The organism is Klebsiella sp. 141162 (assembly GCF_050600755.1).
Classification (GTDB): domain Bacteria; phylum Pseudomonadota; class Gammaproteobacteria; order Enterobacterales; family Enterobacteriaceae; genus Klebsiella; species Klebsiella aerogenes.
In genome coordinates, this window is record NZ_JAQIRI010000003.1 from 1 (window position 1) to 12237 (window position 12237).

Here is a 12237-nt window from a genome sequence, read left to right on the forward strand (position 1 = left end):
GACTTGGTATTCATTTTTCGTCCGAGGACGTTAAGAATCCATGTCACTTTGAGTGCCCACACAGATTGTCTGATAAATTGTTAAAGAGCAGTTGCGACGCGCTTTAGCGCTCTGTCGCGAGGTGGCGTATATTACGCTTTCCTCTTTCAGAGTCAACCCTGAATTTCAGAATTTTTCTCTTCAACCGAACCGGCTGTTTGTGTGAAGTGATTCACATTTGCCGTGTCAGTGGGAGCGCATTATAGGGATCCCATTTTTTTGCACAAGCCTTTTTTCGATCTTTTTTTCTGAATGATGGTTTTTCGCGCTTTTCGCGCTGTTATTGCTCAAATAGCTCAATTTTTATCAGAAAAAGGGGTTGCGGGAGCGCCTGAAAGCTACCAAAGTCTGCTTATCTACCCTGATGTTGAGGCAGCCATGTCCAGTAATATACGTCCTTATAAAGAATTATTTCCCCAAATCGGTCTGCGGGTGATGCTGGATCCCAGCAGCGTTGTGATAGGCGACGTCAGAATTGCCGATGATGTAAGCATTTGGCCACTGGTCGCCATCCGCGGCGACGTGAACTATGTGTCAATCGGCGCACGTTCGAATATTCAGGACGGCAGCGTCCTGCATGTCACCCACAAGTCTTCTTATAACCCTGAAGGTAATCCGCTGCTCATCGGTGAGGATGTTACCGTCGGGCATAAGGTCATGCTGCACGGTTGCACTATCGGCAATCGCATTCTTGTCGGAATGGGGTCAATTCTGCTGGATGGCGTGGTAGTAGAGGATGACGTGATGATCGGCGCCGGCAGCCTGGTTCCGCAAAACAAGCGTCTGGAAAGCGGATACCTCTACTTTGGCAATCCGGTAAAACAAATCCGCCCCCTGACGGAGGCGGAATATGCAGGGCTGAAGTATTCAGCCAACAACTATGTGAAGTGGAAAGACGACTACCTGGATCAGGAAAACCAGACCCAACCCTGAGGGTCTTCTTGCCGATCGCGAATTAGCGCTTCCGCTTCATCTTCCAGATCCCAGCGATGTTCACTAAATAGAGCCAGCCACTGCGCTGGCTCATCGCCACCGAATCGTTGCTGCAGTGTCTTACCCCGAATAGCGCAGGTTAACTGCATACCATTGACCAGCGCCGGGAATAGGATGCATTGCCGTTCAGCGTCCCACTCTTCTCTATCGGGAAATTGGATCGCCTGGTTCACGCATTCAGTTCCTGATGTAAAACGGCAATTACCGGAGCAATTTCCGGTAGCGTACCGTGCCACAGCAGAACGGCATGTGCGGCCTGAGCCACCAGCATACCTAATCCATCCGCCAGTTTTTTAGCGCCATACTGCTGGCACCAATGCAGAAATGGCGTATTTCCTTTCTGATAGAACATGTCATAGCAGTAAACGTCGGCATGAATTAACGAGGAAGGTATTGCCGGGATATCGCCACTTATACCGCTGGACGTCGCGTTAATAATGAGGTCAAACTGGTGGCCTTCCAGTTTATCCAGCGGTAACGCGCTAACGCTGCCGGTATGAGCAAAAAGCGTTGCCAGCTCATGAGCGCGGGAAAAAGTACGGTTAACAATAGTGACCGCGCAATCTAAAGAGAGCAGCGGTAACAATACACCACGCGATGCGCCGCCTGCGCCAATCAATAAAATCCTCATACCAGGTTTGATAAAACCCAGGCGCTCTAAATCGCTTAATAACCCTATGCCATCCGTATTGTCGCCAAGCAGACGGCCATCTTCCAGGCGCTTCAACGTATTGACTGCACCAGCCAGCGCGGCGCGTTCAGTGAGTTCATCGGCACGGGCAAAAGCTTCCTCTTTAAAGGGAACGGTCACGTTAGCGCCCTTACCGCCCGTGTTGAAAAAAGCGTCCAGGGTATTCACAAAATCATCTAATGGCGCCAGTACCCGACCGTAGGGGTGCGCAATATGTAACTGTTCGGCAAACAACTGATGAATGGAAGGCGACTTGCTATGCGCTATAGGGTTACCAAAAACGGCATAAGTTTCCATAAATTACCCCTGGCGGAACTGTTCACCCGTCAGGGCATCACGGATTTCAGATGGGTTTTGCCGCCCGCCCGTTGCGCCATCCACCACCGGGAAACTGTCGCCAAACTGGGCACGTACTTCAGCAGTAGTCCGGCACGGCGGCTGACCGGTTAAGTTGGCGCTCGTTGAGACCAGCGGCTTTCCGTAGGCTTCACATAATTCAATTACCAGTGGATGATCGGTAACGCGCACGGCCAGCGAATCAAAGCGCCCCGTCAGCCAGCGTGGAGTATCCGGACGCGCCGGGAACACGAACGTCACCGGGCCGGGCCAACAGGAAAAGATAGCTTCACGCTGGGCGTCGCTTAACCGGGAATCATCAATATACGGTTTCAACTGTTCAAAGCTGGCGGCGATAAGAATCAGTCCCTTTTCAACAGGGCGCTGTTTTAACGCCAGAAGACGCATCACGGCCGTTTCGCTATCCGGATCGCAACCAACGCCAAATACCGCTTCGGTTGGATAGGCGATAACATGTTCATTATTCAGTACCGCCACAGCCTGTGCGACGGTTTCTGAGGGCAGGTTTTTATTCACTTATTTGTTCCGCCGGGATCGGCTTTCCACATTGTTTACTGGCGCAAAAGCGTTTAACACCCTGCGCCGTTTTCTTTTCTATTAATAGCGGGTAATGGCATTCAGGGCATTCGCCCGCCACCGGTTTAAAATTAATAACGAACTGGCAATCAGGGTAGCGATCGCAGGAGTGAAAGGTTTTACCGAAACGGGAGCGACGCTGCACCAGATGACCCTGTCCGCATTGCGGACACGCGATAGCGGTCTCATCAGGTTTATCAATCAGCTCGGTATGTTCGCATTCGGGATAACGACTGCAGCCGATGAACATACCAAAGCGCCCCTGGCGTAACACCATAACAGCGCCGCAAGATGGGCACTCTTGCCCCTCCAGCACCTTGACGATATGTCCATCCGCCTGACTTTTCAGGGGACGGACATAGTCACAGTCCGGATAGTGAGAACAGCCGAGAAACGGGCCATGTTTCCCGGAACGAATCACCAGTTCGGCCCCGCACTGCGGGCAGGGCTCGTTTTTACGCACCGAAAACAGTGCTGATTTGGTCATAACAACTCGATGTTGCTGCAATAAGATTAATGCAGCATACCTTCATTTACTTCGAAGAGTAATTCTTCCATTTGCTGATAGGCGTTTTCACAGCCCGGAATATTAAACAGAACCATCAGGATCACCCATTTCAGGTCTTCCAGTTCAAACTCTGCCGTATCCAGCGCCAGTACGCGCTCTATCACCATTTCTCGCGTTTCGAGGTTCAACACCTGGATCTGCTCGAGGAAGAGTAAAAATCCTCGACAGCTGGCATCCAGACGCTGGCACTCTTCATCGGTATATACCCGAAGAGAGAGCGGGTCGGAGGCGAGCTGCATGGGTTCAACGAGACCTTCCTGATAATCAGCCAGTTTCTCGAGCCACATTAACGCGTTATAGATGTCTTCCCGCTCAAAACCTGCATCGGTCAGATCCCGCGTCAGTTTGTCCTGATCCACGCGCATTTCTGCTTCGTTATGGATATAAGTCTCAAACAAATACATGAGTACGTCGAACATGGCTTGCCCTCCTTAATCGGACATAGCCGCCGGGTACAGCTGCGATCCAGCCTGCTAACTCCAGTTCAAGTAGCTGGGCTACGGTTACTGGCACAGATTGGCCGGCACGTTCAGCGACAACGTCAACAGGTGTTACCTCATCTCCTACGTTAGCCAGGAGCTCTGGAAATGGCAATGCTACAGGGGGCTGATCTGCGTAATTATTTAGCAAATCAGCGGTCTCTTCCCGCGCTGACAGCTCATATTGCCAATACTCAAGGATCTCTTCCGGTGCGGTAACGGGAACCGCTCCCTGCTTTATCAGCCAGTGCGGCCCTTCAGAGCCTGGATTGCCAATTGGCCCAGGCAGGGCAAATACATCTCTACCCTGTTCCAGCGCGCAGCGGACAGTTACCAGGGAACCGCTTTTCAAGGCGGCCTCTATCACCAGAACCCCAGCGCTTAACCCGCTGATAATCCGGTTGCGGCGTGGGAAATTCCCCGGTAACGGTCGCGCAGAGAGAGGAAATTCGGAAAGTAGCGCGCCGCCGCTTTCCTCGATCTGCTTTGCTAAAGCCCGATGCCGGTGCGGATAGATATCAGATAAACCATTGCCTAATACGGCGATGGTTTTTCCCTTTACCGCCAACGCCCCGCGATGGGCAATACCGTCAATCCCCAACGCCAGACCGCTAGTAATGGTCAAGCCATACCGCGCTAGCGCTTCACTGAATGCCTTTCCCCACCGCGCGCCGTACCACGAGTGCGCGCGGCTCCCAATGATCGCCAACTGTCGGCTACACAAGAGATCAACATTACCGCTCACCAGCAGCGCGCCGGGATAATCGTCGATAGCGCGTAGCTGCGGCGGGTAACGTGCATGATCCGCTGAAAGCAAATGATGTTCTGGTTGTTCTAACCATTGCAGTGAGGCGTCAATCTCCTGTTGCTTAAAGGCAAGAAACTGCATTGCCTGCGCTTTAGTTAAACCGGCCTCATGCAACGTTTCATTATCCGCATGACCTGCGCCAGCCAGCCATCGCGCAACAAATACCATTTTATCGCCGTACAGGTTATTCACCCGCATCAGACGCAACCAAATCTCCGTGGGCGTCATCCGTTCCCCCTGCCATTAGCGGCTCAGCCAATCCTTGTGATTGGTTAGCGAGACTGTCAATTAGAGGGGGTTTTGTCTAGAATAGAGGTAATAATCTTATCAACTACTGAATACGACTCTGGATCTTTATGGCAGTTTTGCAAGTGTTACATATTCCGGACGAGCGCCTTCGCAAAGTCGCCGAGCCGGTCAAAGAAGTGAATGCAGAAATTCAGCGTATCGTCGATGATATGTTCGACACGATGTACGCTGAAGAAGGTATTGGTCTGGCCGCCACGCAGGTGGATATCCATCAGCGTATTATCGTTATTGATGTCTCGGAAAACCGTGAAGAGCGCCTGGTGCTCATCAACCCAGAGCTACTCGAAAAGGACGGCGAAACCGGCATTGAAGAAGGTTGCCTGTCGATTCCGGAACAACGTGCGCTGGTTCCACGTGCCGAAACCGTAAAAATCCGCGCGTTGGACCGTGAAGGCAACGCTTTCGAGCTGGAAGCTGATGGCTTGTTGGCTATCTGTATCCAGCATGAAATGGATCACCTGGTCGGTAAGCTGTTCATTGACTATCTGTCGCCGCTCAAACAGCAGCGCATTCGCCAGAAAGTTGAGAAACTGGATCGTTTACGCGCCCGTGCCTGATAACAAGGATTAACGTGTCACAAACACTACGTATCATTTTCGCCGGAACCCCCGACTTTGCAGCGCGTCACCTTGACGCGCTGTTGTCGTCTGAACATCAGGTGGTTGGCGTATTTACTCAGCCCGACCGCCCTGCTGGTCGCGGCAAAAAATTGATGCCGAGCCCGGTAAAAGTGCTGGCTGAAGCCAACAATCTACCGGTCTTCCAGCCATCCTCCCTACGTCCGCAGGAAAATCAGCAACTGATTGCCGATCTTAACGCCGATGTTATGGTCGTCGTGGCTTATGGACTGATCCTGCCGAAAGCGGTTCTTGAAATGCCGCGTTTGGGCTGCATTAACGTTCACGGCTCCCTGCTTCCTCGCTGGCGCGGCGCAGCGCCGATTCAGCGTTCGCTATGGGCTGGCGATGCCGAAACCGGTGTCACCATCATGCAGATGGACGTCGGTCTTGATACCGGCGACATGCTGTATAAGCTCTCCTGCCCGATTACCGCGGAAGATACCAGCGGTAGCCTGTACGATAAGCTGGCCGACCTTGGCCCAGAGGGTCTACTGGCGACCTTAGCGCAGCTGGCCGATGGTAGCGCAGAGCCTGAAGTTCAGGACGAATCGCTAGTCAGTTACGCCGAGAAGCTGAGTAAGGAAGAGGCCCGTATTGATTGGTCGCTTTCCGCAGAACAGCTCGAACGCTGTATCCGCGCATTTAATCCCTGGCCAATGAGCTGGCTGGAAATCGATGAGCAACCGGTGAAGGTGTGGCATGCATCCGTTATTGCAGAATCCGCCAACGCAGAGCCAGGCACTATCGTTGCAGCAACCAAGCAAGGGATCCAGGTTGCCACCGGCAACGGTATTCTGAATCTGGAATCACTGCAGCCGGCAGGGAAAAAAGCGATGAGTGCCCAGGATTTACTGAACTCTCGCCGGGAATGGTTTATCCCCGGAAACCGCCTTGCCTGACGCACTTCTCTTCTAAAGCCCGGGTTCGCCGGGCATTTTTATTTTTGCGCTTATGAAAAAGAATAGTAATTTACGCAGCCTGGCAGCCCAGGCTATTGAGCAGGTCGTAGAGAAAGGCCAGTCTTTAAGCAATGTTCTGCCGCCGCTTCAGCAAAAAGTGAGCGAAAAAGACAAAGCGCTGCTGCAGGAGCTGTGCTTCGGCGTCTTGCGTACCTTAAGCCAACTCGAGTGGCTGATTGGTAAACTAATGGCGCGTCCGATGACCGGCAAACAGCGTACCGTACATTTCCTGATCATGGTCGGCCTGTATCAGCTACTTTATACGCGAATTCCCCCGCACGCCGCGCTGGCGGAAACGGTGGAAGGCGCGGTGGCAATTAAGCGTCCGCAGCTTAAAGGGCTTATCAATGGCGTATTACGCCAGTTTCAGCGCCAACAGGAAGAGCTGCTGGCCGAATTCGCCCAGCATGAGAACCGGTATCTCCATCCTAAATGGCTGCTTAAACGTCTGCAGCAGGCCTGGCCGGAACAATGGCAGGATATTGTGTCAGCTAATAATTTACGCCCGCCAATGTGGCTGCGTGTGAATCGCAGTCATCATTCGCGAGATGAATGGCTCTCTCTGCTGGAAGACGCGGGTTTACAGGGTTTCGCTCACCCGGACTATCCGGATGCCGTCCGTCTTGCCTCCCCGGCCCCGGTCCATGCGTTACCGGGATTTGAAGAAGGCTGGGTCACCGTTCAGGACGCCTCAGCTCAGGGCTGCATGCGCTACTTGCAACCGGAAAACGGCGAGCGCATTCTCGATCTCTGTGCGGCGCCGGGCGGCAAGACGACGCATATTCTGGAAGTCGCGCCGCAGGCAAATCTAATGGCGGTCGACATCGACCAGCAGCGTCTGTCTCGTGTCTATGACAACCTGAAACGTCTGGGTATGAAAGCGGAAGTGAAACAGGGCGATGGCCGCTATCCTGAACAGTGGTGCGGCGATGAGCAGTTCGACCGTATTTTGCTTGATGCGCCATGTTCGGCCACCGGCGTTATCCGTCGCCATCCGGATATTAAATGGCTGCGCCGGGATCGCGATATCGCCGAGCTGGCGCAATTACAGGCAGAAATTCTCGATGCCACCTGGGCTCATCTGAAACCGGGCGGTACGCTGGTCTATGCGACATGCTCTATTTTGCCGGAAGAGAATAGCCAACAGATCGCCGCCTTCCTGGCCCGTACCAGAGATGCCGAACTCCATGAGACAGGGACGCCGGAAAACCCGGGTCAGCAAAATCTGCCAGGGGCGGAAGAAGGCGATGGCTTCTTTTACGCTAAGCTAATCAAAAAGCGGAATTAATGGGTCACTGCTGATGAAGATTATTATTCTTGGCGCCGGACAGGTAGGCGGCACGCTGGCGGAAAATCTCGTCGGCGAAAACAACGATATTACCCTGGTCGATACCAATGGCGACCGTTTGCGCGGTCTGCAGGATAAGTTCGATCTCCGCGTCGTTCAGGGCCACGGTTCTCATCCGCGCGTGCTGCGTGAAGCTGGCGCCGATGATGCCGATATGCTGGTCGCCGTGACCAGCTCAGATGAGACCAACATGGTGGCCTGTCAGGTCGCCTATTCGCTGTTTAATACGCCGAATCGTATCGCCCGAATTCGTTCACCGGATTACGTTCGCGATGCCGATAAACTTTTTCATTCAGAAGCGGTACCAATTGACCATCTGATTGCTCCGGAGCAATTAGTCATCGATAACATCTACCGTCTGATTGAATATCCGGGCGCGCTTCAGGTAGTGAACTTCGCTGAAGGGAAAGTGAGCCTGGCCGTTGTGAAGGCTTATTACGGTGGACCACTGGTCGGTAATGCACTATCAACGATGCGTGAACATATGCCGCACATCGACACGCGCGTTGCGGCAATTTTCCGCCACGACCGACCAATTCGCCCACAGGGATCAACCATCGTTGAAGCTGGCGACGAAGTCTTCTTTATCGCCGCATCGCAACATATTCGCGCAGTAATGAGCGAACTCCAACGTCTGGAGAAACCCTACAAGCGCATTATGCTGGTCGGCGGCGGCAACATCGGCGCGGGTCTCGCGCACCGCCTGGAGAAAGACTACAGCGTGAAGTTGATCGAGCGCGATCAACAGCGTGCCGCTGAGCTTGCCGAAAAGCTGCAGAATACGATCGTCTTTTATGGCGATGCGTCGGATCAAGAGTTACTGGCGGAAGAGCATATCGATCAAGTCGATCTCTTTATTGCCGTCACCAATGATGACGAAGCCAATATCATGTCAGCAATGCTGGCCAAGCGGATGGGCGCGAAGAAGGTCATGGTGCTGATCCAGCGTCGCGCTTATGTCGATCTGGTTCAGGGAAGCGTGATTGATATTGCGATATCGCCGCAGCAAGCCACTATTTCTGCACTGCTGAGCCACGTACGTAAAGCTGATATTGTCGGTGTTTCGTCGCTACGCCGCGGCGTTGCCGAAGCGATTGAGGCCGTCGCGCATGGCGATGAAAGCACCTCTCGGGTAGTTGGCCGTTCAATTGATGAAATTAAGCTGCCGCCGGGAACGATTATTGGCGCGGTAGTGCGCGGTAATGACGTAATGATCGCCAATAATAATTTACGTATTGAGCAAGGCGACCACGTAATTATGTTCCTGACCGACAAGAAATTTATCTCCGACGTTGAGAGACTATTCCAGCCGAGCCCGTTCTTCCTGTAATTACAATGGGCGTCGCTCAGACGCCTTTTTATTATCCCTTATTTATCAATGGATAATATTTTCCGGCAATTATTCAACAGCAATGGAAAATGGAAATACATTTGATAAACTTATCAATGTCAGCTGGCTCAAGGAGAGTAAAATGGGTATGTTAAAAGAATTCCGCGAATTCGCAATGCGCGGGAATGTTGTCGATTTGGCAGTGGGTGTCATCATTGGTGCAGCATTCGGTAAAATTGTATCGTCTTTAGTGGCCGATATTATTATGCCTCCACTGGGTTTGCTTATTGGCGGGATCGACTTTAAACAGTTCGCCGTTACGCTACGCGATGCGCAGGGAGATGTCCCAGCCGTTGTCATGCATTATGGCGTGTTTATTCAGAACGTTTTCGATTTCATCATCGTCGCCTTCGCGATTTTCATGGCGATCAAACTGATGAATAAACTGAACCGTAAGAAAGAAGAAGCGCCTGCCGCTCCGGCGCCGAGCAAAGAAGAAGTTCTTCTGAGTGAAATCCGCGATCTGTTAAAAGAACAAAATAACCGTTCTTAATCAGCACACAGAAAGCAGAAGGCCAGTGGTAAAAAAGCGATTCGCTTGCTTGCCACTGGCCTCCCGGTCATTACGTCCTGCATGTTTTTCTTTACGTTGATAGCTTCCTTTCCCTTTCTTATTTTTCTCAACGCGCTGTCTGAATAATGGGTCATGCAGTAATGCCTCAATCGCATTATCTTTAATTTGCCCTTTGGTATGCTTATAGCGACTCATAGTAACTCCAGTTAATGTATGAATTCGGCGCGAGTGTAGATCCGCGCGCGGAAAAAATCAACGCCCGGCATGGCTACCGCTGGCGCCTTGCTCTAAAGCTTCGAGAATTGAGCAGTAAACGCTACTGTGCGCCGTGCCGCAGCAGGCATCATTCAGCCGCTGTAAAGAACGCCGCATCGTTTCCAGTTCTTTAATACGCGCTTCGACTTCACTTAGCCTGGCCAGGACGATCCCTTTAGACTCCTGGCAAGTATGATGTTCGGGATCGATACGGATCGATAACAGTTCGCGGATCGACTCTAGTGTAAAGCCTAATTGCCGGGCATAACGGATAAAACGCAGTCGCTGCAGATCGTTATCCGAATAGAGGCGAAAACCGCCTTCGGTGCGGATGTCGTGATCCATCATTTGCTGCTTTTCATAATAGCGGATGGTATCCGGGGTGACATCAGCCAGTTTGGCCAGCTCGCCAATACGATACATAGCTACTCCTCGTTCATTTTGTGCCACAGTCTATCGGCATAATCACCGCGTAGAAAATCGGTATTCATCCCTGCCTGACGTAATTTCAGCTCAAACAGAGTCAAGCGACGGTTTAACTCGGCATACCGCGGGTCGTCATGCTCAACGGTCTTGAGTAGGTCGCTCAACGCCATGGCATCTCTACGTAACTCGAGTTCAGGTGGTAAACAGCCGGCATTTTTTAATAAGCGGTAACCGGCGCGTAGTTCCGGCGGCACATGTGAATCATCATCCAGCGCCAGCGGTTCGCCGCTGCCCGTCAGATTATCAAACTCGCCTTTAGATTGTGCGTCGAGGATGTGGCGTTCTGCCCACTGGTCCAGTAACCACATTATACGGCTCCCAGGGATGAACAAAAAGAGTACAGATAGTGTAATGAAGTGGGGTGGCGGTAGATATAAAAAAACCCGCCGGGGCGGGTTTTTTTACGTTACTACAGATTACTCTGCAGCAGCTTCTGCTTTCAGCTCAGCACGATCAACCAGCTCGATGTATGCCATCGGCGCGTTGTCGCCTGCACGGAAGCCACACTTCAGAATGCGAGTGTAACCACCGGCGCGGCTCGCGAAACGCGGGCCCAGCTCGTTAAACAGTTTTGCCACGATCTCGTTATCACGAGTGCGGGCGAATGCCAGACGACGATTAGCAACGCTATCAGTCTTGGCAAGAGTAATCAGCGGCTCAACTACGCGACGCAGTTCTTTCGCTTTCGGCAGGGTCGTCTTGATGATCTCATGACGAACCAGCGAACCTGCCATGTTACGGAACATAGCCTGGCGATGGCTGCTGTTGCGGTTCAGTTGACGACCACTCTTACGATGGCGCATGACCTTATCCTTCTCAGTAAAACCTTAACCTGTGATCCGGTTACTCGTCAGCAATGCTTGCCGGCGGCCAGTTTTCCAGGCGCATGCCCAGAGACAGACCACGTGAAGCCAGCACGTCTTTAATCTCGGTAAGAGATTTTTTACCCAGGTTCGGCGTTTTCAGCAACTCAACCTCGGTACGCTGTACCAGATCACCGATATAGTGGATAGCTTCTGCCTTGAGGCAGTTAGCAGAGCGGACAGTCAATTCCAGATCGTCAACAGGGCGCAGCAGGATCGGATCGAACTCTGGTTTCTCTTCTTTCACTTCCGGCTGACGTACATCACGTAAGTCAACGAAAGCTTCCAGTTGTTCAGCCAGAATGGTTGCCGCACGACGAATCGCCTCTTCAGGATCGATTGTGCCGTTGGTTTCCATCTCGATGACCAGCTTGTCCAGGTCGGTACGCTGCTCAACACGCGCGGCTTCAACATTGTAGGCAATACGCTCTACAGGGCTGTAGCAGGCGTCGACCAGCAGACGGCCGATTGGGCGCTCATCTTCTTCCGAATGAATTCGGGCAGAAGCCGGCACATAACCGCGACCGCGCTGAACTTTGATGCGCATGCTAATAGATGCGTTCTCATCGGTCAGGTGGCAGATCACGTGCTGCGGCTTGACGATTTCGACATCACCGTCGTGGGTAATGTCGGCTGCAGTCACAGGGCCAATGCCAGATTTATTCAAAGTAAGGATGACTTCATCTTTACCCTGAACTCTCACCGCCAGCCCTTTCAGGTTGAGCAGGATTTCAAGGATGTCTTCCTGAACGCCTTCTTTGGTGCTGTACTCGTGCAGTACACCATCAATCTCAACCTCGGTCACCGCGCAACCCGGCATCGATGAGAGCAGAATACGGCGCAGTGCGTTACCCAGAGTATGGCCGAAGCCACGCTCTAAAGGCTCAAGGGTCACCTTGGCGTGCGTCGAACTCACTTGCTCGATATCGACCAGGCGCGGTTTTAGAAACTCTGTCACAGAACCCTGCATTGTGTCCTCTCT

The 12237-nt window shown here is 52.4% G+C and carries 16 protein-coding genes and 1 pseudogene; 6 read left to right on the plus strand and 11 right to left on the minus strand.

What is annotated here, in order from left to right:
- Positions 1-417 precede the first annotated feature (417 nt).
- Positions 418-972: a gamma carbonic anhydrase family protein gene (locus tag PGR23_RS11100; protein WP_049059244.1), complete on the plus strand. Its 555-nt coding sequence runs from the start codon at positions 418-420 to the stop codon at positions 970-972.
- Here PGR23_RS11100 and PGR23_RS11105 read toward each other — a convergent pair.
- From PGR23_RS11105 to dprA, 6 genes are read right to left on the minus strand one after another with little or no spacing between them, the layout of a single operon-like run.
- Positions 948-1205: a DUF1488 domain-containing protein gene (locus tag PGR23_RS11105; RefSeq protein ID WP_045397955.1), complete on the minus strand. Its 258-nt coding sequence runs from the start codon at positions 1203-1205 to the stop codon at positions 948-950. The two genes, PGR23_RS11100 and PGR23_RS11105, sit on opposite strands and share 25 nt — an antisense overlap.
- Complete coding sequence (aroE, locus tag PGR23_RS11110; protein WP_047047081.1) at positions 1202-2020, minus strand: shikimate dehydrogenase; 819 nt, start codon at positions 2018-2020, stop codon at positions 1202-1204. Before aroE ends, PGR23_RS11105 begins: the two co-directional genes overlap by 4 nt.
- A 3-nt stretch (positions 2021-2023) precedes the next feature.
- Positions 2024-2596 (minus strand): L-threonylcarbamoyladenylate synthase type 1 TsaC, encoded by a 573-nt coding sequence (gene tsaC / locus PGR23_RS11115; protein WP_015703634.1) that lies wholly within the window; start codon positions 2594-2596, stop codon positions 2024-2026.
- Complete coding sequence (locus PGR23_RS11120) at positions 2589-3143, minus strand: DNA topoisomerase family protein (RefSeq protein WP_015369441.1); 555 nt, start codon at positions 3141-3143, stop codon at positions 2589-2591. Before PGR23_RS11120 ends, tsaC begins: the two co-directional genes overlap by 8 nt.
- A 26-nt stretch (positions 3144-3169) precedes the next feature.
- Positions 3170-3643 (minus strand): DUF494 family protein Smg, encoded by a 474-nt coding sequence (gene smg, locus PGR23_RS11125; protein WP_015369440.1) that lies wholly within the window; start codon positions 3641-3643, stop codon positions 3170-3172.
- A complete protein-coding gene (gene dprA / locus PGR23_RS11130) occupies positions 3615-4739 on the minus strand; it encodes a DNA-protecting protein DprA (protein WP_380378716.1) in 1125 nt (374 codons plus the stop codon). Before dprA ends, smg begins: the two co-directional genes overlap by 29 nt.
- Positions 4740-4867: 128 nt before the next feature.
- On the opposite strand from dprA, the gene def reads away from it, so the two are divergent.
- The 5 genes from def (at position 4868) to mscL (ending at position 9630) form a co-directional block, all read left to right on the plus strand.
- The gene (def, locus tag PGR23_RS11135; RefSeq protein WP_045397945.1) at positions 4868-5377 is read left to right on the plus strand and encodes a peptide deformylase; all 510 of its coding nucleotides are present in this window, start codon (positions 4868-4870) and stop codon (positions 5375-5377) included.
- A 14-nt stretch (positions 5378-5391) separates the two neighbouring features.
- Entirely contained in the window at positions 5392-6339 is a 948-nt protein-coding gene (gene fmt / locus PGR23_RS11140; protein ID WP_047047075.1) for a methionyl-tRNA formyltransferase, read from the plus strand.
- Between the two features lie 52 nt (positions 6340-6391).
- On the plus strand, positions 6392-7687 hold the full coding sequence (gene rsmB, locus PGR23_RS11145; protein ID WP_047047073.1) for a 16S rRNA (cytosine(967)-C(5))-methyltransferase RsmB: 1296 nt from the start codon (positions 6392-6394) through the stop codon (positions 7685-7687).
- Positions 7688-7700: 13 nt separating this feature from the next.
- Positions 7701-9077, plus strand: a complete 1377-nt coding sequence (gene trkA, locus PGR23_RS11150) for a Trk system potassium transporter TrkA (RefSeq protein ID WP_015369435.1) — start codon at positions 7701-7703, stop codon at positions 9075-9077.
- 142 nt (positions 9078-9219) lie between these two features.
- Positions 9220-9630, plus strand: coding sequence for a large-conductance mechanosensitive channel protein MscL (gene mscL, locus PGR23_RS11155; RefSeq protein ID WP_015369434.1), 411 nt, complete (start codon positions 9220-9222; stop codon positions 9628-9630).
- Here the strand turns inward: mscL and PGR23_RS11160 are convergent.
- The 5 genes and pseudogenes from PGR23_RS11160 to PGR23_RS11180 form a co-directional block, all read right to left on the minus strand.
- Positions 9590-9846: pseudogene (locus PGR23_RS11160) on the minus strand (alternative ribosome-rescue factor A); the annotation flags it as partial. The gene mscL and the pseudogene PGR23_RS11160 sit on opposite strands and share 41 nt — an antisense overlap.
- A 57-nt stretch (positions 9847-9903) precedes the next feature.
- A complete protein-coding gene (zntR, locus tag PGR23_RS11165) occupies positions 9904-10329 on the minus strand; it encodes a Zn(2+)-responsive transcriptional regulator (RefSeq protein WP_063416149.1) in 426 nt (141 codons plus the stop codon).
- Positions 10330-10331: 2 nt separating this feature from the next.
- Positions 10332-10700 carry a DUF1992 domain-containing protein gene (locus tag PGR23_RS11170; protein WP_047078581.1) on the minus strand — a complete coding sequence of 123 codons (369 nt, stop codon included), beginning with the start codon at positions 10698-10700 and terminating at the stop codon, positions 10332-10334.
- Positions 10701-10808: 108 nt separating this feature from the next.
- Entirely contained in the window at positions 10809-11195 is a 387-nt protein-coding gene (gene rplQ / locus PGR23_RS11175) for a 50S ribosomal protein L17 (RefSeq protein ID WP_004868344.1), read from the minus strand.
- A 40-nt stretch (positions 11196-11235) separates the two neighbouring features.
- Positions 11236-12225 carry a DNA-directed RNA polymerase subunit alpha gene (locus PGR23_RS11180; protein WP_002438685.1) on the minus strand — a complete coding sequence of 330 codons (990 nt, stop codon included), beginning with the start codon at positions 12223-12225 and terminating at the stop codon, positions 11236-11238.
- Positions 12226-12237 lie beyond the last annotated feature (12 nt).

What these genes read in the sequence shown, in the direction of transcription:
- PGR23_RS11170 (WP_047078581.1), bottom strand. Translation starts at nt 10,700, where the DNA reads ATGTGGTTACTGGACCAGTGGGCAGAACGCCACATCCTCGACGCACAA.
- rplQ (WP_004868344.1), bottom strand. Translation starts at nt 11,195, where the DNA reads ATGCGCCATCGTAAGAGTGGTCGTCAACTGAACCGCAACAGCAGCCAT.
- smg (WP_015369440.1), bottom strand. Translation starts at nt 3,643, where the DNA reads ATGTTCGACGTACTCATGTATTTGTTTGAGACTTATATCCATAACGAA.
- PGR23_RS11100 (WP_049059244.1), top strand. Translation starts at nt 418, where the DNA reads ATGTCCAGTAATATACGTCCTTATAAAGAATTATTTCCCCAAATCGGT.
- PGR23_RS11180 (WP_002438685.1), bottom strand. Translation starts at nt 12,225, where the DNA reads ATGCAGGGTTCTGTGACAGAGTTTCTAAAACCGCGCCTGGTCGATATC.
- aroE (WP_047047081.1), bottom strand. Translation starts at nt 2,020, where the DNA reads ATGGAAACTTATGCCGTTTTTGGTAACCCTATAGCGCATAGCAAGTCG.
- trkA (WP_015369435.1), top strand. Translation starts at nt 7,701, where the DNA reads ATGAAGATTATTATTCTTGGCGCCGGACAGGTAGGCGGCACGCTGGCG.
- dprA (WP_380378716.1), bottom strand. Translation starts at nt 4,739, where the DNA reads ATGACGCCCACGGAGATTTGGTTGCGTCTGATGCGGGTGAATAACCTG.
- zntR (WP_063416149.1), bottom strand. Translation starts at nt 10,329, where the DNA reads ATGTATCGTATTGGCGAGCTGGCCAAACTGGCTGATGTCACCCCGGAT.
- mscL (WP_015369434.1), top strand. Translation starts at nt 9,220, where the DNA reads ATGGGTATGTTAAAAGAATTCCGCGAATTCGCAATGCGCGGGAATGTT.
- PGR23_RS11120 (WP_015369441.1), bottom strand. Translation starts at nt 3,143, where the DNA reads ATGACCAAATCAGCACTGTTTTCGGTGCGTAAAAACGAGCCCTGCCCG.
- rsmB (WP_047047073.1), top strand. Translation starts at nt 6,392, where the DNA reads ATGAAAAAGAATAGTAATTTACGCAGCCTGGCAGCCCAGGCTATTGAG.
- def (WP_045397945.1), top strand. Translation starts at nt 4,868, where the DNA reads ATGGCAGTTTTGCAAGTGTTACATATTCCGGACGAGCGCCTTCGCAAA.